The sequence below is a fragment of the Zafaria sp. Z1313 genome, assembly GCF_050563205.1.
GTDB lineage: Bacteria > Actinomycetota > Actinomycetes > Actinomycetales > Micrococcaceae > JAZDCJ01.
On record NZ_JBNWUK010000001.1, the window covers coordinates 362704 to 381730 of the forward strand.

Annotated in this window: 17 protein-coding genes; 14 read left to right on the forward strand and 3 right to left on the reverse strand. The window is 73.0% G+C overall.

The window, feature by feature from the left end:
• The first annotated feature begins 231 nt into the window (after window positions 1-231).
• From ACQ3I4_RS01640 to ACQ3I4_RS01655, 4 genes are all read left to right on the forward strand, one after another.
• The gene (locus tag ACQ3I4_RS01640) at window positions 232-1656 is read left to right on the forward strand and encodes an ABC transporter substrate-binding protein (RefSeq protein ID WP_430632679.1); all 1425 of its coding nucleotides are present in this window, start codon (window positions 232-234) and stop codon (window positions 1654-1656) included.
• Complete coding sequence (locus ACQ3I4_RS01645; protein WP_430632680.1) at window positions 1653-2603, forward strand: carbohydrate ABC transporter permease; 951 nt, start codon at window positions 1653-1655, stop codon at window positions 2601-2603. Before ACQ3I4_RS01640 ends, ACQ3I4_RS01645 begins: the two co-directional genes overlap by 4 nt.
• A 4-nt stretch (window positions 2604-2607) precedes the next feature.
• Window positions 2608-3489: a carbohydrate ABC transporter permease gene (locus tag ACQ3I4_RS01650; RefSeq protein WP_329859951.1), complete on the forward strand. Its 882-nt coding sequence runs from the start codon at window positions 2608-2610 to the stop codon at window positions 3487-3489.
• Between the two features lie 95 nt (window positions 3490-3584).
• Complete coding sequence (locus ACQ3I4_RS01655) at window positions 3585-4958, forward strand: glycoside hydrolase family 32 protein (protein ID WP_329859952.1); 1374 nt, start codon at window positions 3585-3587, stop codon at window positions 4956-4958.
• Window positions 4959-4969: 11 nt separating this feature from the next.
• Here the strand turns inward: ACQ3I4_RS01655 and ACQ3I4_RS01660 are convergent, their stop codons facing one another.
• From ACQ3I4_RS01660 to ACQ3I4_RS01670, 3 genes are read right to left on the reverse strand one after another with little or no spacing between them, the layout of a single operon-like run.
• Window positions 4970-6019, reverse strand: coding sequence for a LacI family DNA-binding transcriptional regulator (locus ACQ3I4_RS01660; protein ID WP_329859953.1), 1050 nt, complete (start codon window positions 6017-6019; stop codon window positions 4970-4972).
• Between the two features lie 19 nt (window positions 6020-6038).
• The gene (locus tag ACQ3I4_RS01665) at window positions 6039-6503 is read right to left on the reverse strand and encodes a GNAT family N-acetyltransferase (RefSeq protein ID WP_329859955.1); all 465 of its coding nucleotides are present in this window, start codon (window positions 6501-6503) and stop codon (window positions 6039-6041) included.
• Between the two features lie 40 nt (window positions 6504-6543).
• Entirely contained in the window at window positions 6544-7152 is a 609-nt protein-coding gene (locus ACQ3I4_RS01670; RefSeq protein ID WP_329859956.1) for a TetR/AcrR family transcriptional regulator, read from the reverse strand.
• A 183-nt stretch (window positions 7153-7335) separates the two neighbouring features.
• On the opposite strand from ACQ3I4_RS01670, the gene ACQ3I4_RS01675 reads away from it, so the two are divergent.
• The 10 genes from ACQ3I4_RS01675 (at window position 7336) to ACQ3I4_RS01720 (ending at window position 19017) form a co-directional block, all read left to right on the forward strand.
• Window positions 7336-8943: a carboxyl transferase domain-containing protein gene (locus ACQ3I4_RS01675; protein WP_430632681.1), complete on the forward strand. Its 1608-nt coding sequence runs from the start codon at window positions 7336-7338 to the stop codon at window positions 8941-8943.
• Window positions 8944-8955: 12 nt separating this feature from the next.
• On the forward strand, window positions 8956-11076 hold the full coding sequence (locus tag ACQ3I4_RS01680; protein ID WP_430632682.1) for an acetyl/propionyl/methylcrotonyl-CoA carboxylase subunit alpha: 2121 nt from the start codon (window positions 8956-8958) through the stop codon (window positions 11074-11076).
• 2 nt (window positions 11077-11078) lie between these two features.
• Entirely contained in the window at window positions 11079-12242 is a 1164-nt protein-coding gene (locus ACQ3I4_RS01685; RefSeq protein WP_329859960.1) for an acyl-CoA dehydrogenase family protein, read from the forward strand.
• A 2-nt stretch (window positions 12243-12244) separates the two neighbouring features.
• A complete protein-coding gene (locus ACQ3I4_RS01690) occupies window positions 12245-12850 on the forward strand; it encodes a MaoC family dehydratase (protein ID WP_430632683.1) in 606 nt (201 codons plus the stop codon).
• The gene (locus ACQ3I4_RS01695) at window positions 12847-13656 is read left to right on the forward strand and encodes an HpcH/HpaI aldolase/citrate lyase family protein (protein ID WP_430632684.1); all 810 of its coding nucleotides are present in this window, start codon (window positions 12847-12849) and stop codon (window positions 13654-13656) included. The genes ACQ3I4_RS01690 and ACQ3I4_RS01695 overlap by 4 nt, the downstream gene beginning before the upstream one ends.
• Window positions 13657-13803: 147 nt before the next feature.
• On the forward strand, window positions 13804-14382 hold the full coding sequence (locus ACQ3I4_RS01700) for a hypothetical protein (RefSeq protein ID WP_430632685.1): 579 nt from the start codon (window positions 13804-13806) through the stop codon (window positions 14380-14382).
• A 25-nt stretch (window positions 14383-14407) separates the two neighbouring features.
• Window positions 14408-15637, forward strand: coding sequence for a 1-deoxy-D-xylulose-5-phosphate reductoisomerase (gene dxr, locus ACQ3I4_RS01705; RefSeq protein WP_430632686.1), 1230 nt, complete (start codon window positions 14408-14410; stop codon window positions 15635-15637).
• A complete protein-coding gene (locus ACQ3I4_RS01710) occupies window positions 15634-17010 on the forward strand; it encodes a M50 family metallopeptidase (RefSeq protein ID WP_430632687.1) in 1377 nt (458 codons plus the stop codon). The genes dxr and ACQ3I4_RS01710 overlap by 4 nt, the downstream gene beginning before the upstream one ends.
• A 50-nt stretch (window positions 17011-17060) precedes the next feature.
• Entirely contained in the window at window positions 17061-18632 is a 1572-nt protein-coding gene (locus tag ACQ3I4_RS01715; protein ID WP_430632688.1) for a hypothetical protein, read from the forward strand.
• Between the two features lie 88 nt (window positions 18633-18720).
• A complete protein-coding gene (locus ACQ3I4_RS01720; RefSeq protein WP_430632689.1) occupies window positions 18721-19017 on the forward strand; it encodes a YciI family protein in 297 nt (98 codons plus the stop codon).
• Window positions 19018-19027: the final 10 nt, after the last annotated feature.

The following is a 19027-nucleotide window of genomic DNA, read 5'->3' on the forward strand; positions in this document are numbered from 1 at the left end:
GGGCCGGGTCCGCCAGCCGGCGGATCCGGCCCGGGGTCCCCGCGCCGCCGCACGCCCCGCCGGGGCCGTGCGGCGACGCTGTCGTGTCCGGTCCCTTCCGTCCCGGCCGGCCTCGCCTCGCGGAGGCCGGGCCCCAGACCAACGACGAGGTGAAATGTGACGCTTGACACGTGTCAGGCGTCCCTCTACTCTTGACGATCAGAAGCCTGACACGTGTTAGGAAAGGTCATCATGGAGAAACCACACAACGCCGGCCGCGCGGGGCAGCTCACGCGCCGCGCGCTCCTCGGAGCGGCGGGCCTGGGCCTTGCCGGCGCCACGATCGGCGCCTGGCCCCGCCTGAGCGGGACCGACATCCCGGGGCGCGGCGGCAGCGAGCTGAGCATCGCCATCCTGGGCACGTCGGCCGACGCCGCCGCGCGCCAGGGGCTCGTCGAGGCCTTCCGCAGGGCGCACCCGGACATCCCGGTGCGGCTCCAGGCCATCCAGGGGGCGGACTGGCGCGACTTCTTCGCCAAGATCCTCACGATGGTCGCGGCGGGCAACCCGCCCGACGTCGTCTACGTGGCCACGGAGGGCGCCCAGCTATTCGCCGAGAAGCTCGCCGAGCCGCTCGACGCGTTCGTGCGGCGCGACGCCGCCGAGATGGCGGACTACTTCGACGATGTCCACCCGAGCCTCATCGAGGCGTTTATGTACCGGGGGAGCCTCTACCAGCTTCCGCTGGACTGGAACGCCGCCAACATGTACCTGAACACCAGGAACCTGGAGGAGGCGGGCCTCGAACGCCCCGCGGACGACTGGAACCGGGACGACTTCGCCGACGTGCTGCGCGCCATGAAGCGGACGCAGCCCGCGGGATTCACACCGTACTACTGGACCAACCGCCTCTTCGGCGGGGTCGTGCCGTGGCTCTACGCCAACGGCACGTCCTTCCTCACCGAGGAGAAGGCGCCCGGCGGGGACTGGCTCTGGGACCGCTTCTATCCCGGCGACCCCGCCCGGTCCGGCCGCGGCGGCGGCTACCTCTGGGAAGGGGCAAACGCCACCGACGAGTTGGTCCTGGACACCTTCGACTACCTGCGCGAACTCGTCGGCGAAGGGCTCGGCGTCCGGCCCGAGGAAGGCGGCGGCAGCGCGCTCGTCGGCCTCTTCGCGAGCGGGCGCATCGGCGCCGCGCCGGCCGGCGGCTACTGGGTGCAGGGCCTGCACGAGGCCGGCATGGGAAGCGGGGACTTCGACGTCCAGTTCTTCCCCCGGGCCCGCACGCAGCGCCACCAGTTCGGCGCCGCCGGCTACGCCGTCATGCGCACCGCACGCGACAAGGACGCGGCGTGGGAGTGGGTCAAGTTCTGCGCCCGGCGGGAGTCGATGGAGCTCGTCTTCCCCACGCCCAACACGACCCCGACGCGGCGTTCCCTCGTCAACGAGGGGCTCTACCGCGAGACCGGTCCCAGGCACTGGCAGGTCTTCTACGACACCCTGGACCGCTTCCCGGACTCCGGGCCCATCCCGGCCCCGCCCCAGCAGGCCGCCGTGGAAACGGCCCTGATGAAGAACGTCTCCTCCGCCGTCGGCGGGGGGCCCGCCCAGCTGCGGCAGTCCATGGGGCTGCTCCAGCGGGACCTTGAACTAGCACTCGGGAGGAAGTCATGAGCACCGCACCGCCACTGGCGGTCCGGGAGGCCCGCAGGAGCCAACAGGCCCCGGCCGCACCGGAGACCGTCCGACGCTCCGGCTACCGGCTGCTGGCCTGGATCCTGCTGGCGCCCACCCTGATCGGCATGGGGGTGTTCACGCTCGTGCCGATCGCCGGATCGGTGGTCCTGGCCTTCTTCCGCTGGGACATCATCTCCGCGCCGGAGTTCGTCGGCCTGGCCAACTTCGCCGAGATCGCCACCGATCCGACCGTACGGGTCAGCTTCCTGAACACCATCGTGTTCGTCGTCGTCGCCGTGACGCTCCAGCTCGGCATCGCGCTCGGCCTGGCCGCCCTCCTGCAGGCCCGGATGCCCTCGTGGCTGCGGATGTTCTTCCGCTCCACCTTCTTCTTCCCGCTGATCCTCTCCGCCGCGTCGGTCTCGATCTTCATGCGATACCTCTTCAACGAGCAGTTCGGCGTCGTCAACTGGCTGCTCTCGCTCTTCGGGATCCCGGCGGTGCCCTGGCTGACGACCTCCCAGGGGGCGGCGGCCGTCGTCGTCCTGGTCTACGTGTGGCAGAACTTCGGGTTCTCCTTCCTCCTGTTCATCGGCGGCATGGCCTCGATCCCGAAGGAACTGAACGAGGCGGCCTCCATCGACGGGGCCACCGGCTGGAAGCAGTTCCGCAACGTCACCCTGCCCCTGCTGAGCCCGACGACGCTCGTGGCCTCGGTCATGGCCGTGATCAGCGCGCTGCAGGTCTTCGACCAGCCCTACGTGCTCACCCGCGGCGGTCCCGGCGACAGCACACGCACCGCCGTCATGGTCATCTTCGAGTCGGCCTTCCAGCAGCTCGAGTTCGGCCGGGCGTCGGCGATCGGGCTCGTCCTGATGCTGCTGATCATGGCCGTCACGTTCGTCCAGTTCCGGCTCAGCCGCCGATTCGTCTTCTACCAGTGAGGCCATGATGCACACCCAAGCCACCGCCCCCGCGGCCCCCACCGCCACGGCGCCGGACGGACGCCGACGGTTTCCCTGGACCACCGTCGGCCGGACGGCCCTCCTGGTCCTGGCCGCCGTGCTGACGCTCGGCCCCGTGATGTGGACCCTGTCCACCTCCCTGCGGACTCCGGCCGAGTCGTTCGACCTGCCGCCGCAGTTCCTGCCCCTGGACCCGGACTTCTCCTCCTACGCGGAGGTGTTCCGGCAGATCGACATGGTCCGGCTGGTCCTGAACTCCGCGCTCGTCACGGGGCTCATCGCCGCCGGGCAGATGATGACGGCGGCGATGGCGGGCTACGCGTTCGCCCGCCTGAGCTTCCGGGGCAAGGGGGCGCTGTTCTCGATCGTCCTGGCCACCATGATGGTCCCCGTCCAGGTCACGATCGTCCCGGTGTTCATGCTGATCCGCGGCATGGGCCTGTCCGACACCCTGCTCGCCCTCATCATCCCCGCCATCCCGACGGCGTTCGGCACCTTCCTCATGCGGCAGTACTTCATGGGGGTGCCCGCCGAGCTCGCCGAAGCGGCACAGATCGACGGCGCGAGCCCGTGGCGCACGTTCTGGTCCGTCTACCTCCCGCTGGCCACGCCCGGCATGGCGATCGTCGGCATCCTGGCGTTCAACTTCCACTGGAACGAGTTCTTCCGGCCGCTCATCCTGACGATCTCCGAGGAGAACTTCACGCTTCCCCTCGGCCTCGTCTCGCTGCAGGGCAACATGGGCACCGGGAGCATCTCCGTGGTCCTCGCCGGCGTCGTGTTGTCGATGCTGCCCGCCCTCGTCGTGTTCCTCTTCGGCCAGCGCAGCCTGCGCGAAGGCCTGACCGCCGGGGTCGGCAAGTAGCCCCGCCCGGACCCGTCCACCACCGCCTCCGGCCCCGTCCGGATCCCCGTTTCGCCGGCGACGCCCGGCCATCGACACCCCAGGAGCAGATCACCGTGACATCCGCCGCCGCCAGCGCCACCCGGGCACCGGTCCGAGACCTTCCCACGATCCACCCGCGGCCCCGGGCCGGCTGGATCAACGACCCGAACGGCATCATCCGGCACGAGGGCCGGTACCACGTCTTCTTCCAGCACAACCCCGGCTCGGCGCGGCACGGGGACATCGTCTGGGGCCACATGAGCTCCGCCGACCTGCTGGCCTGGGAGCAGCATCCGCCGGCCCTGCGGCCCCAGCCAGGGGAAGCCGACGCCGCCGGCTGCTGGTCCGGAGTAGCCGTGCTGGACGACGCCGGCCGCCCGACCGCCGTCTACACGGGGGTCACCGCCGACGGCGGAGCGTCCTCCGTGATCGTCGCGACGGGACGCCCGGGACTGGCCGGATTCGAGCAGCCCGGACGCCTCGCCACCGGGATGCCACCGGGCGAGCCGTTCACTGACGTGCGGGACCCGTTCGTCTTCCACCACGGGGGGCGCCGCTACGCGATCCAGGGAGCGGGAAGCCCGGGCGGCGACCCCGCGATCCTGCTCTACGACGCCACGGTCCTGGACGACTGGGTCTACCTCGGCACGCTCCTCGACTCCACCGATCCGCTGGCCGCGCGACTGGCGCCGGCCAACATCTGGGAGTGCCCGCAGCTCCTCGAGATCGACGGAACGTGGGTGCTCATCCTCTCGCTGTGGCGCAACGACGGCGGCGAACACCGCCTGAGCGGCGTGAGCTACCTGCACGGAGCGCTCGAGGCGGTCCCGGGGCAGGAGCCCGCCGGGCTCTCGCGGGCCGCCGTCGGTGCCGGTCCCGAGGTGGCCGGCCCGGCCGCGCCGGCCCTGCGCCTCGTGCCCGCCGGCGGCGGGGAGGTCGATTCAGGACCCGACTTCTACGCCCCGCAGGTCCTGCGCGAGGACGGGAGGGCGCTGCTCTGGGGCTGGTCCTGGGAGGGCCGGCCGCAGGAGGAATCCGACGCCGCCGGCTGGGCCGGGATGCTGACGCTGCCCCGCGAACTGGGGTTCTCGGGCGGCCGGCTCGTATCGGTGCCCGCCGCCGAGAACGCCGGATTCCGCCGCGGCCCGCTGGACTGGCGGGCCGGGGGAACGGTCCTGCCCGACGCGGCCGAGGTCCACCTCGACGCGGCGGACGGCGATGCCGAACTGGTCCTGGAGGGACCCGAAGGCACCGTGACCGTGGCGCGGCTGCCGATCGGGGACGGCCTGCGGATCGTCGTCGACGTCTCGATCGCCGAGGTCTTCCGGACGGGCTCGGTGCCGCACACCGTCAGGGCCTATCCGGGGGCGGGCCAGGCGTGGGCCGTCCGGGTCCCGGCCGGCGCCACGGGCCGGGCATGGGAGCTCGCGGTCCCCTCGGCGGACTGAGCCGGGCCGGGTTACGTCCGCGGCGGGGCCGTCGAGGCGCGTACCACGAGCGGGCACGGCACGCGGATGAGCGGCGCGCCGGCCCCGGCGCCACCCCGGGGGCCGGCCGCGGGCCGGCCTTCCAGCGCGTCCAGGAGCAGGCCCGCCGCGGCGGCGCCCATCTCCGCGTGGGGCAGGGCGACCGTGGTCAGGGACGGCACGAGGTGGGCGGCGAGGTGCTGCTGGTCGTCGTAGCCGATGACGGACAGCTCGTCCGGAACCGAGATCCCGTGCCGCGCGGCGTAGAGCATCACGCCCACGGCCACGCGGTCATTGGCGCAGACGATCCCCGTCGGGCGTTCCTCCGGGGAACCGCCGAGCAGGCGTGCGGCGGCCGCGTAGCCGTCGTCGACCTCCCACCCCGCCTCGAGGACGGTTCCCTCCGGAAGGCCGGCGGCGGAGACCGCGCGCCGGTAGCCCACGACGCGCTCGGGGCCGGCGTCGTTGTCGTCGCCCGCGGCCATCGCCAGGCGCCGGTGGCCGAGCGAGATCAAGTGGGCCGCCGCCGCCTGCCCGCCCTCGACCTCGGCCGGGACGACGCCGGGAAGCCGCCCCTGCGCGTCGCGGCAGTTCGCGAGGGCGGCAGGCTGGGAGAGCAGGCCGGAGGGCACGTCGAGGGTGCGGAGGGCGCCCGTGGCGTAGATGATCCCGTCCATGCGGCGGCGGACGAGCTCGGCGATGAGCTCCTGCTCCCGTTCCGGATGCCGGTCGGAGTCGGCGACGACGACGAGGTAGCCGCGCTCGGCGGCGGCGCTCGAGGCTCCCGAGACGACCTTGCCGGCGAACGGGCTGGAGACGATCTCGTCCGTCACGATCCCGAGGGTGAGGGAGCGCTGGTTGCGCAGGCTCACGGCCACGGGGTGCGGCGTGTAGTCGAGTTCCGCGGCGGCAGCCCGGATCCTCGACTGGGCCTCGGGGGCGACGTTGCCGTCCGCATGGCCGTTGAGGACCATGGAGACGGCGCTGCGGGACACGCCCGCGAGCTTGGCCACGTCGAGTGCCGTGGGGCGCCGCGCCTTCATGCCGAGCGCTCCCTCCGGGTCAGGACAGCTCCATGATGTATTCCTTGACGACCGCGGCACGGGCGTTGGCGAAGCCCTCGGCCTCGCCGACCACCTCGAAGCCGCGGCGCGTGAGGACCTTCTGCGAGCCGATGTTGTCGGTCACGACGCGGGCCCGGATGGGGCGCTGCGTGAACTCGGCGAGGAACGCGTCGACGGCGCTCGTGGTGATGCCCTGGCCCCAGAACTCCTTGGCCGTCCAGAAGCTGATCTCCGGCACCCCGTCGTTGGGGTAGGCCAGGACCGAGCCGACCACGCGCCCGTCGTGTTCGATGGTGCGCACCGTGATCTCAGGGTCGTTCAGGATCAGTCCCCAGTGGTGGTCGAACACGCCGCGGTCGGCGGGGTTCTTGGCGGTGAAGGCGGCCATGAGGTTGGCCTCGGGGTCCTGCTGGTGCTCGAAGAACCAGTCAAGGTCCGTGGCCTCGACGGGGCGTAGCTTCACGGTGGTTGCCTCTCTCGATGCGGTGGTGGGGTCCTTCGTCCTAGGGTACCGGCGCGGAGAGGGCGGCACGCGCCATCGCCGTCAAACGGAGTCTCCGGGCGTCGGGATCGCTGTCCGTGCGGTGGGTCGAATGCGGAGTCGAGTTCAGCAGGCCGAAGACCGCCTGGGCGCGGAACCGGGCGGCGGCCCGGTCCTCCCGTGGGTGCAGCCGCAGCAGCTCGTCCGCCCACACGTCGATGTAGGCGCGCTGGAGCCGGCGGACCTCGGCGGCGTCGCCGTCGGACAGGCTGGCGAGGTCCCGGTCCTGGACGCGGATGACGTCCCGGTGTCCCAGCGCGAACTCGGCGTGGAAGTCCACGAGCCGGGCGAGCACCTCCGCGGCCCCTCCACCCGCTCCGGCGACCGAGCGTCCGCCGTCGAGCAGGTCCGCGCTGACGCCCGTGAGCAGGGCGCCCAGGACGGCCGACTTGCCGGGGAAGTGGCGGTAGACGGCGGGGCCGCTGATGCCCGATGCCGCGCCGAGGTCCTCGATCGAGACCCCGTTGTAGCCGTGGAGCGCGAAGAGCCGCGCGGCCTCGGCGAGCAGCGTCGAGCGGCGGCTGGCCTTGGCGCGGCCGCGCTCCGTGGGGGCCTGGTCGGTGTCGGTCATCGCGTGTCCTGCTCCTTGCGTCGTCGGGCGCGGCCGGATGTGGCGCGCGCCACGAATCCGGCTGGACATTCCAGTTAGCGACCACTAACCTCGATTTCAGTTAGCCGATGCTAACCGAATGTCCCGTGCGGTCATCCTACGCCCCCGCGGCGCGGGCGCCCCCACTGCTACAGGAAGACGTCAATGGAGACCCTGGTATCCCGCGTCGACGCCGGCTCCGGCGGCTTCGCCGCCAACGACGAGGCCCAGCGCGGCCTGGTCCGCGAGCTGCGCCAGCGGCTCGCCCGCGCCGCGCTCGGCGGACCCGAGGCCTCCCGGAAGCGCCACGTCGAACGCGGCAAGCTCCTGCCGCGGGACCGCGTCGACGCCCTGCTCGACGACGGCTCGCCGTTCCTCGAGATCTCGCCGCTCGCGGCCGAGGGCATGTACGACGGCGACAGCCCGGGCGCGGGCGTGATCGCCGGCATCGGACTGGTCCACGGCCGCCACGTCATGGTCGTGTGCAACGACGCCACGGTCAAGGGCGGGACGTACTACCCGATGACGGTCAAGAAGCACCTCAGAGCGCAGGAGATCGCCCTCGAGAACGGGCTGCCGTGCATCTACCTGGTCGACTCGGGCGGGGCGTTCCTGCCCAAGCAGGACGAGGTCTTCCCGGACCGCGACCACTTCGGCCGGATCTTCTACAACCAGGCCAACCTCTCCTCCCGCGGGATCCCGCAGATCGCCGCCGTGCTCGGCTCCTGCACCGCCGGTGGCGCCTACGTCCCCGCGATGAGCGACGAGACCGTGATCGTCCGGAACCAGGGCACGATCTTCCTCGGCGGGCCGCCCCTCGTGAAGGCGGCGATCGGGGAGGTCGTCACCGCCGAGGAGCTCGGCGGTGGCGAGCTGCACGCCCACGTCTCCGGCGTCGTCGACCACCTCGCCGAGAACGACGCCCACGCCCTGCAGATCGTCCGGGACATCGTCGAGACGCTGCCGCCCGTCCCCGAGCCGGCGTGGGAGATCACGGCCGCCCAGGCACCGGCCGCGGACGAGTCCGAGCTGTACGGGGCGGTGCCCGTGGACGTCAACGCGCGCTACGACGTCCACGAGGTCATCGCCCGGATCGTCGACGGCTCGGGCTTCCACGAGTTCAAGGCCGGCTACGGCGACACGCTCGTCACGGGCTTCGCCCGGATCCACGGGCACCGCGTGGGGATCGTCGCCAACAACGGCGTGCTGTTCTCCGAGTCCGCGCAGAAGGGCGCCCACTTCATCGAGCTGTGCGACCAGCGTGGCATCCCGCTCGTCTTCCTGCAGAACATCTCCGGCTTTATGGTCGGACGGGACTACGAGGCCGGCGGGATCGCCCGCAACGGCGCCAAGATGGTGACGGCGGTGGCGACGTGCCGCGTGCCCAAGCTGACGGTCGTCATCGGCGGGTCCTTCGGCGCCGGGAACTACTCCATGTGCGGCCGCGCCTACTCGCCGCGCTTCCTGTGGATGTGGCCCGCCGCGCGGATCTCCGTGATGGGCGGGAACCAGGCCTCGTCCGTGCTGGCGACGGTCAAGCGCGACCAGATCGAGGGCCGCGGGGGCTCCTGGAGCGCCGAGGAGGAGGACGCGTTCACCGCGCCCATCAAGGAGCAGTACGAGTCGCAGGGCAGCCCCTACTACTCGACCGCCCGGCTCTGGGACGACGGGGTCATCGATCCCGCCGACACCCGCCGCGTGCTCGGCATGGCCCTGGACGTCTGCGCCCAACGACCCCTGCCGGAGACCTCCTTCGGCGTCTTCCGGATGTAGGAGATGCCCTCCATGACCCAGCAGCTGTTCCACACCGTCCTCGTCGCCAACCGGGGCGAGATCGCCGTCCGCGTCATCCGCACCCTGCGGCGCCTCGGGATCACTTCCGTCGCCGTCTACTCCGACGCCGACGCCGGCGCCCTCCATGTCCGCGAGGCGGACCTCGCCGTGCGGATCGGACCCGCGGCGGCCGCGCGGAGCTACCTCGACATCGCCGCCGTCGTCGAGGCCTGCCGGGCCACGGGAGCGCAAGCGGTCCACCCGGGCTACGGCTTCCTTTCCGAGAACGTCGACTTCGCCCGCGCCCTCGAGGACGCCGGGATCGTCTTCATCGGCCCCGACGTCCACTCGATCAACCTCATGGGCGACAAGATCCGGTCCAAGAACCACGTGGCCTCCCACGGCGTGCCAGTGGTGCCGGGGATCGCGGAGCCCGGGCTCTCCGACGACCAGCTCGTCGAGGCCGCGGCCGGGGTCGGCTACCCGCTGCTCATCAAGCCCTCGGCCGGCGGCGGCGGCAAGGGCATGTTCGCCGTCGAGTCCCCGGAGGAGCTCCCGGCCGCCCTCGCGAGCGCCCGGCGCACCGCCCGCGGCGCGTTCGGCGACGACACGCTGTTCCTCGAGCGGCTCGTGCGCAGCCCACGCCACATCGAGGTGCAGGTCCTCGCCGACCGGCACGGGCACACCGTCCATCTGGGCGAACGCGAGTGCTCGCTGCAGCGCCGCCACCAGAAGGTCATCGAGGAAGCGCCGTCCCCGCTCCTCGAGGGCCTGGCGGACGGTCCGGCGCTCCGGGAGCGCCTCGGAGCCGCGGCCGTCGACGCCGCGCGGTCCGTCGGCTACGTCGGCGCGGGAACGGTCGAGTTCCTGGTCTCCGACGAGGAGCCGGGGGAGTTCTTCTTCATGGAGATGAACACCCGCCTGCAGGTCGAGCATCCCGTCACCGAGGAGGTCGTGCGCATCGGCGGCGGCCGGATCGACCTCGTCGAGTGGCAGCTCCGCGTCGCCGCCGGGCAGGAACTGGGCTTCGGGCAGGACGAGATCGGGCTCGAGGGCCACGCCGTGGAGGCGCGCGTCTACGCGGAGTCGCCCTCGAACGGCTTCCTGCCCTCCATCGGCGAGGCGTTCCACCTCGAGGAGCCCTCGGAAGACGGCATCAGGGTCGACTCCTCGCTCGGGACGGCCGGATGGGTCAGCGAGCACTACGACCCGATGATTGCCAAGGTCATCGCCTGGGGCCCAGGCCGCCCCGAGGCGCTGGACCGCCTCGACCGCGCGCTTGCCGCGACCGTGGTCCTCGGCGTCGAGACCAACCTCGAGTTCCTCCGCTCGCTCGTCGCGGACCCGGACGTCGCCGCCGGCCGCCTCGACACGACGCTCATCGACCGCAAGGGCGTCGCACCGAAACGCGCGATCACCGGCTCGGAGCTCGCGGTCGCCGCGGCCCGATTCCTCGCCGACGAGGCGGGGCGGACGCCGGCCGGCGGGCGCGGCGGGCAGCCGGGACCGTGGGACGGGAACGACGACTGGCGCGTCGCGGGCCGCCGCTGCCGGGAGCTGCTGATCGACACGCAGGACGGCCCCCGCACGGTGCTGCGCCGCCCGGCGCCGGCCGGCCGCGGGGAGGTCCTGGAGGTCGACGGCGTCGAGTACGTCGTCGCACCCGCGGCGCCGGACGGACGGGCCCGCGTCGACGGCCGCGCCGTGCGGCTGACGGTCCGGACCACCGCATCCGACGGCTTCGGCGACGCCTGGGTCTCCGCGGAGGGCTGGAGCACCGTGGTCCGCCGCCCGGACCGCCGGGAGCTGCTGCACCGCGCCCTGTCGGCGATCGAGCGGGGGGAGTCGGCCGGGGATCCGGAGGCGCGCTCCCCGATGCCCGGAACGGTCGTCTCCGTCTCCGTCGCCACGGGGGACCACGTCGTCGCCGGCCAGCAGCTGATCGGCGTCGAGGCCATGAAGATGGAGCACCCGCTCACGGCGGCCGTGTCCGGCGTCGTCACCCTCCATGCCGCCGTCGGCGAGCAGGTCCGGAAGGACCAGGTCCTCGCCACCGTCCACCCCGACCCCGAGCCCGAACCGGATCCGGCCACCGCCGGCGCCGCGCAGCAGACCACCACCACAGGAGCCTGAGCATGCCGAACCTTGAACTCGAAGACGAATACCAGGACCTCGTCGACACCGTCCGCGACTTCGCCGACCAGGTCGTCGCCCCCGTCTCCGCCAAGCACGACGAGGAGCACAGCTTCCCCTACGAGGTCGTCGCGCAGATGGGCGAGATGGGCCTGTTCGGGCTGCCCTTCCCCGAGCAGTACGGCGGCATGGACGGGGACTACTTCGCCCTGGCACTGGCCCTCGAGCAGCTCGGACGCGTCGACCAGTCCGTCGCGATCACGCTCGAGGCCGGTGTCTCGCTCGGCGCCATGCCCGTCTACCGCTTCGGCACCGAGGAGCAGAAGCAGGAGCTCCTGCCTCCGCTCGCGGCGGGCACCGCGTTGGCCGGCTTCGGACTGACGGAGGCCGAGGCGGGATCCGACGCCGGCGGCACCCGCACGACGGCCCGGCTCGAGGACGGCGAATGGGTGCTCAACGGCACCAAGGAGTTCATCACCAACTCCGGCACCGACATCACCCAGCACGTCACCGTCACGGCCGTCACCGGGACGAGCGAGCGGCCCGACGGCACGGTGAAGAAGGAGATCTCCACGATCGTCGTCCCGGCGGGAACGCCCGGATTCACCGCGGAAAAGGCCTACAACAAGGTGGGGTGGAACGCCTCCGACACGCACCCGCTGACCCTGAAGAACGTCCGCGTCCCCGAGGCCAACCTCCTCGGCGAGCGGGGCCGGGGCTACGCGAACTTCCTGTCCATCCTGGACGAGGGCCGCATCGCGATCGCCGCCCTCGCCACGGGCGCCGCGCAGGGCTGCGTCGACGAATCGGTCCGCTATGCCAAGGAGCGCAGCGCCTTCGGCCAGAACATCGGCAAGTACCAGGCCATCGCGTTCAAGATCGCCCGCATGCAGGCCCGCGCCCACACCGCCCGCCTGGCCTACTACGCCGCCGCTTCGAAGATGCTGGCCGGCAAGCCGTTCAAGACGGAGGCGGCGATCGCCAAGATGGTCGCCGGCGAGGCCGCCATGGACAACGCCCGCGACGCGACCCAGGTCTTCGGCGGCTACGGCTTTATGAACGAGTTCCTGGTCTCCCGCCATTACCGCGACTCCAAGATCCTGGAGGTCGGCGAGGGCACCACGGAGGTCCAGCTCATGCTGATCGCCCGCGAGCTGGGGCTCTAGGGATGGGCGCGGGGACGACGCCGGAGCGCGGCCCGTCGGGCGGGCGGCGGATCGAGCAGCGGGGCCTGTACCTGGACGAGCTGGAGGTCGGGGCCGTCTACGTCCACGGCCCCGGGCGCACGGTCACGGAGGCGGACAACGTCCTGTTCACGACGATGACCATGAACACGCAGGCCCTGCACCTGGACGCCGCCTGGAGCGCTGGACAGCCGTTCGGCCAGCGCCTCGTGAACTCCATGTTCACCCTCGCCACGGTCGTCGGCCAGTCGGTTGCGCAGCTCACCCAGGGCACGATCGTCGGACAGCTGGGGCTGGACGACGTCCGCTTCCCGCACCCGCTCTTCCACGGAGACACCCTCTACACGGAAACGGAGATCCTCGCGGCCAGGCCCTCGGCGTCCCGGCCCGGGCAGGGGATCGCCACGATGCGCCACACGGGACGCAAGCAGGACGGCACGATCGTCGCCGAGGCGACCCGCAGCTGCCTCATGTGGACCTCGGAGGGCCACCGGGCCGCGCTGGCGGGGGGCCGGCCTGCCGCCGGAAGCGGGTCCGCCGGGGGCGGGCGAGGTGCGGCGGGCAGGGGACCGGAGGGCAGCGCGCCATGAGCGGGTTCGCGCTGGGCCCCGCCATCCTCTTCGTGCCCGCCGACCGGCCGGAGCGCTACGCCAAGGCGGCCGAGCGCGCCGATGCGGTCATCATCGACCTCGAGGACGCCGTCCTGACGGAGGCCCGCCCCGCCGCCCGGGAGGCCGTCGCGGCGAGCCGGCTGGACCCCGAGCGGACGATCGTGCGCGTCAACGAGGCCGGCAGCCCCGACTTCGCCGCGGACCTCGAGGCCCTGGCCCGGACCGGCTACACCACGGTCATGCTGCCCAAGGCCGAACGCCCGGAGCAGCTCGAGTCCCTGGACGGCTACCGCGTCGTGGCCTTGTGCGAGACGGCCGCGGGCGTGGTCAATGCCCCGGCCCTTGCCGCCGCCCCCCACACCGTCGCGCTGATGTGGGGAGCCGAGGATCTCATGGCCTCCCTCGGGGGGACATCCAGCCGCTTCGACGACGGGCGCTACCGGGACGTTCCGCGCCACGCCCGGGCCGCCGTCCGGCTGGCCGCCGGCGCCCACGGCAAGGCCGCCATCGACGCCGTGTTCCTGGACCTCGAGGACCACGGGGGCCTGCGCGCCGAGGCGCTCGACGCCGTCGCGAGCGGTTTCGCCGCGACGGCCTGCATCCATCCCGGCCAGGTACCCGTCATCCGCCGTGCCTATGCGCCGACGGCCCAGGAGCTCGACTGGGCCCGCAGGCTCCTCGCGGCCGCCGGGGGCCGCCAGGGCGCGTTCGGCTTCGAGGGGCGCATGGTCGACGAGGTCGTCCTCAAGCGCGCTCGCCTCATCGCCCACCGCGCCGGGGACTGAGCCGCGCCGGGGCAGCGGGCCCGGACCAGCCCGCCCCGCACGCGAGCGCCCCGGCGGTGTTCCCGGACGCCGCGGGGAAGCGGACGCCGACACGGGCCGGGCCATGGGGGACCGCGCCATCTCCCCGCGTGGCGCAGAATGGCAGGCATGGATTTCGATGACGCCGAGGGCCCGGATACCAGCTACACGACGCTCGAGGGCGTCCCGTACGTCCGGCTCGTTCCCGAGGAGGGGCCCAGCCCGGTCTGGGCCTGGGAGGCGATCGGGTACGACGTCCTCTCGCCCGCCCCCGAGCTGGAGCGCCGGCTGCGGCGATGGCACGAGACACACCTGGCGGAGGGGTCCGGCGGGGCCGGAACGACTGCGGGCGGAGGGACAAGTGCCGTCCTCCAGCGCCTGCGCGCCGAGGGCATCCTGATCGCCCAGGAGCTCGCGGCGCACCTCGGCTCGCCACTCGCCGTGGAGTTCGGCGCCGCCGACCCCTCGTGGGACCCCGACGCGGCGGCGCACCAGGCGGGCGGATCGCCGTGGGAGGCCGGAAGCGGCTGGGACGGGGCCGACGGCGAAGGCCGGCGGCCCTCCCTGATGGATCCCGCACTCTTCCACGCCCGGACCTTCCCGGCCGACCCGGCCGCCAGCCGGCGGATCGCCTGGATGCTGTCCCACCCCTACGAATCCCCGGACCACGGGGCGGCCCCGGACGGAGCCGAGGAGGACTGGGACTGATCCGGCGGTCTGGAAGAATGGGCCGGTGAGCACCACCGAGCAGCACTTCACCCCTCCGCCCGCGGACCGGCCCCGCCGCGTCGTCTTCCTGGGATCGACCGGTTCGATCGGCACCCAGGGCCTCGACGTCGCCGCCGCGGCCCCGGACCGCTTCGAGGTCGCGGCGCTCGCCGGCGGCTCCAACACCGCCCTCCTCGCGGAACAGGCCGTCGCCACGCGCGCCGGCGCCGTCGGATCCGCCGCGGGCACCGTCGACGGCCTCGCCGCCGCCATCGCCGAGCGCGCCGCGGCCGAGGGCGTCCGCGGCTACCGCCCCGAGCTCTTCGCCGGCCCCGACGCCGCGGCGCGCATCGCCGCCTGGGAGGGCGCCGACGTCGTCCTCAACGGGATCACGGGCTCGATCGGGCTCGCCCCCACCCTCGCCGCCCTCGAGGCCGGCCGCCTGCTCGCCCTCGCCAACAAGGAATCGCTCATCGTCGGCGGGGCGCTCGTCAAGGACGCCGCCGCCGAGGGACAGCTCGTCCCCGTCGACTCCGAGCACTCCGCGCTCGCCCAGGCGCTCGCCGGCGGCACGCGCGCGGAGGTCGCCCGGCTCGTCGTCACCGCCTCCGGCGGCCCGTTCCGCGGCCGCAGCCGCCCCGAGCTGGCCGCCGTGACCCCCGCCGAGGCGCTCGCCCACCCCACGTGGGACATGGGCCGCGTGGTCACCACCAATTCCGCGACGCTCGTGAACAAGGCGCTCGAGGTCATCGAGGCGCACTTGCTCTTCGACGTCCCGCTCGAGCGGATCGTCCCCGTGGTCCACCCGCAATCGGTCGTGCATTCGATGGTCGAGTTCGTCGACGGCTCCACGCTCGCCCAGGCCTCCCCGCCGGACATGCGCCTGCCGATCGCGCTCGGCATGGCCTGGCCCGCCCGCGTTCCGGGGGCCGCCGCGGCGTGCGACTGGACGCTCGCCGCCGAGTGGACGTTCGAGCCCCTCGACGAGGAGGCCTTCCCCGCGGTCCGGCTCGCCAAGCAGGCCGCCGGCGCCTCGGCGACCCACATGGCCGTCTACAACGCGGCGAACGAGGAGGCGGTGGACGCCTTCCACGCCGGCCGGATCGGCTTCCTGGACATCGTGGACTCGGTCGCCGCCGTCGTCGACGAGTACGACGCCGGAGCGGTCGCCGGCGCCTCCCTCACCCTCGGGGCCGTGCTCGCGGCCGAGGACTGGGCACGAAACCGGGCCCGCGCGCGTTGGGAGCAGATGTGACCGTCCTCCTCTTCACCGTCGGCGTGCTGATCGTCGCCGTCGGCATCGCCGTCTCCATCGCCCTGCACGAGGTGGGCCACCTGGTCCCCGCCAAGCTCTTCGGCGTCCGCGTTCCCCAGTACATGGTCGGCTTCGGCAAGACCGTCTGGTCCTTCAAGCGCGGCGAGACGGAGTACGGCTTCAAGGCCCTGCCCCTGGGCGGCTACGTCTCCATGATCGGCATGTACCCGCCGGCCACGGTTCCCGCGGGACGGCCCGGCGCGGGGGAGGAGGTCGTCCGCCAGTCCAGCACGGGGATGTTCCAGCAGCTCGCCGACGACGCCCGCAAGGCCGCGGCCGAGCAGCTGCAGCCCGGCGACGAGAACCGCATGTTCTACAAGCTCCCCGTGTGGAAGCGGATCATCATCATGCTCGGCGGGCCGCTCATGAACCTGCTCATCGCGTGCGCCCTCATCGCCGTGCTCGTCTCGGGCTTCGGCACGGTGCAGAGCACCACGCGGGTCTCCGAGGTCTACCAGTGCGTCGTCTCCGACGCCGAGCAGGCCCAGCGCGCCGAGGCCGGCCAGGAGGCCTGCCAGCCCGGCGACCCCGAGGCCCCGGCCTTCGCCGCCGGGCTGCGGCCCGGGGACGTCGTCACCTCCATCGACGGCGTGCCCGTGCGCCTGTGGGACTGGGACCGGCTGACCGAGCGCATCCGCGCCGGCGCGGGCCAGGAGACCACCATCACCTACGAGCGCGACGGCCGGGAACTCGCCGGGACCATCACGCCGCTGCTGACCGAACGCCCGGCGCTGGACATCAACGGGCGGGCCGTCGTCGCCCCCGACGGCACGGTCGAGACGGTCCAGGTCGGCTTCGTCGGCATGGGCTCGGAGCAGCTCCTCATGACCCTGCCCGTCACGGAGGTCCCCGGCCTCGTCGGCCAGAACGTCCGGGCCGTCGCCGACGTGGTCCTGGACCTGCCCGCCCGCATGGCGGCCGTGGCCCGGGCCGCGTTCACCGACGCGCCGCGGGACGTCAACGGTCCCATGTCCGTCGTGGGCGTCGGCCGGATCGCCGGCGAGGTCTCGGCGATGGAGGAGATCCCGCTGCAGAACCGCTTCTCCACGCTGCTCGGGCTCATCGCGAGCCTGAACGTGGCCCTGTTCGTCTTCAACCTCATCCCGCTGCTACCGCTCGACGGCGGACACATCGCCGGCGCGCTGTGGGAGGCGCTCCGCCGCGGCTTCGCGAAGCTCTTCCGGCGCCGCGATCCCGGGCCCGTGGACATCGCCAAGCTGCTGCCGCTGACCTACGTCGTCGCGGCGATGCTCCTCGGGATGGGCGTGCTGTTGATCTACGCTGACATCGTGAAGCCGGTCCAGTTGTTCTGACTGCCGCCGCCGCACCGCCCGGCGCCGCACCACCACCGGAAGGACACGTCGTGCGTCCTGCCACTCCACGCCACCCCGCCGCCGGAACCCCCGGCATCCGCCCTGCCGCCGCCGTCTGCGCGGTCCTCGCCCTCGCCCTGCTCCTGGGCGGCTGCACGCCCGGCACCGGGCCGTCGGACGCCGCGGGCACCGCCGCGCCGGCGTCGACGGCGGACCCGCACGCCGTCGTGCTGAAGGAGCCGGATCCGGGCCCGGCACGGCTCGACGCCACCGGTTCCGACGCCGCGCTCCAGGCCAGCCGCCTCTACTTCGACCACGCCCCGGCCGTCGTCCTCGTGGCGGTCCCCAACAGTGGCGCCCTGCCTCCGGCCGCCGCCGAGGCCGCCGCCCGGCTCGGCGTCCCGCTCCTGCAGGCAGGGCCCGGCGACGAGGCCGCACCGCTCGCCGCCGAGATCGAACGGCTCGGCGCCGAGCACGTCGTGGCCTGGGGAGAGCCCGACGGCGAGTGGGAGCCCTTCACGGCCGGGCGCTCTCTCGTCGACGGCCGGGCACCGGACGCGCAACTGCCGCCCACGACACCGGCGCCGGCCCCCGGGCAGCCGCCGCTCGTCGTCGTCCTGGATCAGGACGAGGACGCGCTCGCCGCGGCCTCCGCGACGGCCGCCGCGGCCGGCGCCGACGTGGAAGTGCTCGCCTCGCCCGATCCGCGCGAGGGAGCCAACCTGGCGCTCTTCCAGGCGGCTGCCGGTCGCCCCGTCCTCGGGCTGGGCCCCGGACTGGGGGCCGAGGAGGACTTCGCCGCCCTCGCCGAGACCGCGGCCACCGGCCCCGAGCTCCCGGGCGGCGGGCAGACGGTCTTCCCCGCGCGCCGCATGGTCGCCCTTTACGGGCACCCGGAGACCGGGGCCCTGGGCCTGCTGGGGGAGCAGGACGCCGAGGCCGCCGTCGCCCGGGTGAAGAAGCTGGCCGCGGACTACCAGCCCTACAGCGACGAGCCCGTGCAACCGGCCTTCGAGATCATCGCCACGGTCGCCTCGGCGGGCGCGGGCGATGACGGCACCTACTCCCGCTACACGCCGGTCGAGACGCTCCGCCCCTGGGTCGAGGCCGCCGGAAAGGCCGGCGTCTACGTGGTCCTGGACCTCCAGCCGGGCCGGAACGACTTCCTGAGCCAGGCCAGGCACTACGAGGAGCTGCTGAAGCTCCCGCACGTCGGGATCGCCTACGACCCCGAGTGGCGGCTGGGGCCGGACCAGCGCCACATGGTGCAGATCGGCTCCGTGTCCGCCGCCGAGCTCAACGAGGCCAATGCGTGGCTCGCCGAGCTGACCCGCAAGCACCGGCTGCCGCAGAAGGTCGTCATCCTGCACCAGTTCCAGCTGCGGATGATCCGCGACCGGGAGAGCCTGGAAACGGGCCATCCCGAGCTGTCGCTCGTGCTCCACGCCGACGGCAACGGGACCCCCGGGCAGAAGCTCGAGACCTGGAACGCGCTGCGCCGGGACCTCCCCGGCGGGATCCGCATGGCCTGGAAGAACTTCATCGACGAGGACTCGCCGACGTTCAGCCCGGAGCAGACCTACGACGTCGAGCCGAAGCCGTGGTTCGTCTCCTACCAGTAGCGGACCGGGGCCCGGAACCGCCGCGCCGCCGAGGTGGGGCGCGCCACGTCCGTCGTGGCCGCGCCGCCGCACGGTCTAGGGTAGGAACATGACGATTTTCGCTGTCGAGTATGTCTACGGGACGGGCACGGACGCCGCCCGCGACGAGCACCGCCCCGAGCACCGCGCCTTCCTCGCCTCGCTGACCGACGCCGAGGGCGTGTCCCTCGTGGCCTCCGGCCCCTACGCCGACGGCAGCGGGGCCCTGTTGATCCTGCGCGCCCCGGACGAGGCGCGGCTGGCCAGCGCCCTGCAGCAGGACCCGTTTAATGCCCAGGGCCTCGTCGCGGCGCTGCGCACCACAGCGTGGATCCCCGCCACGGGCGAGCTCGCCCACCACGCCTGACCTTCCCGCC

What these genes read in the sequence shown, in the direction of transcription:
- ACQ3I4_RS01640 (WP_430632679.1), top strand. Translation starts at nt 232, where the DNA reads ATGGAGAAACCACACAACGCCGGCCGCGCGGGGCAGCTCACGCGCCGC.
- ACQ3I4_RS01645 (WP_430632680.1), top strand. Translation starts at nt 1,653, where the DNA reads ATGAGCACCGCACCGCCACTGGCGGTCCGGGAGGCCCGCAGGAGCCAA.
- ACQ3I4_RS01650 (WP_329859951.1), top strand. Translation starts at nt 2,608, where the DNA reads ATGATGCACACCCAAGCCACCGCCCCCGCGGCCCCCACCGCCACGGCG.
- ACQ3I4_RS01660 (WP_329859953.1), bottom strand. Translation starts at nt 6,019, where the DNA reads ATGAAGGCGCGGCGCCCCACGGCACTCGACGTGGCCAAGCTCGCGGGC.
- ACQ3I4_RS01670 (WP_329859956.1), bottom strand. Translation starts at nt 7,152, where the DNA reads ATGACCGACACCGACCAGGCCCCCACGGAGCGCGGCCGCGCCAAGGCC.
- ACQ3I4_RS01675 (WP_430632681.1), top strand. Translation starts at nt 7,336, where the DNA reads ATGGAGACCCTGGTATCCCGCGTCGACGCCGGCTCCGGCGGCTTCGCC.
- ACQ3I4_RS01680 (WP_430632682.1), top strand. Translation starts at nt 8,956, where the DNA reads ATGACCCAGCAGCTGTTCCACACCGTCCTCGTCGCCAACCGGGGCGAG.
- ACQ3I4_RS01685 (WP_329859960.1), top strand. Translation starts at nt 11,079, where the DNA reads ATGCCGAACCTTGAACTCGAAGACGAATACCAGGACCTCGTCGACACC.
- ACQ3I4_RS01690 (WP_430632683.1), top strand. Translation starts at nt 12,245, where the DNA reads ATGGGCGCGGGGACGACGCCGGAGCGCGGCCCGTCGGGCGGGCGGCGG.
- ACQ3I4_RS01695 (WP_430632684.1), top strand. Translation starts at nt 12,847, where the DNA reads ATGAGCGGGTTCGCGCTGGGCCCCGCCATCCTCTTCGTGCCCGCCGAC.
- ACQ3I4_RS01700 (WP_430632685.1), top strand. Translation starts at nt 13,804, where the DNA reads ATGGATTTCGATGACGCCGAGGGCCCGGATACCAGCTACACGACGCTC.
- ACQ3I4_RS01720 (WP_430632689.1), top strand. Translation starts at nt 18,721, where the DNA reads ATGACGATTTTCGCTGTCGAGTATGTCTACGGGACGGGCACGGACGCC.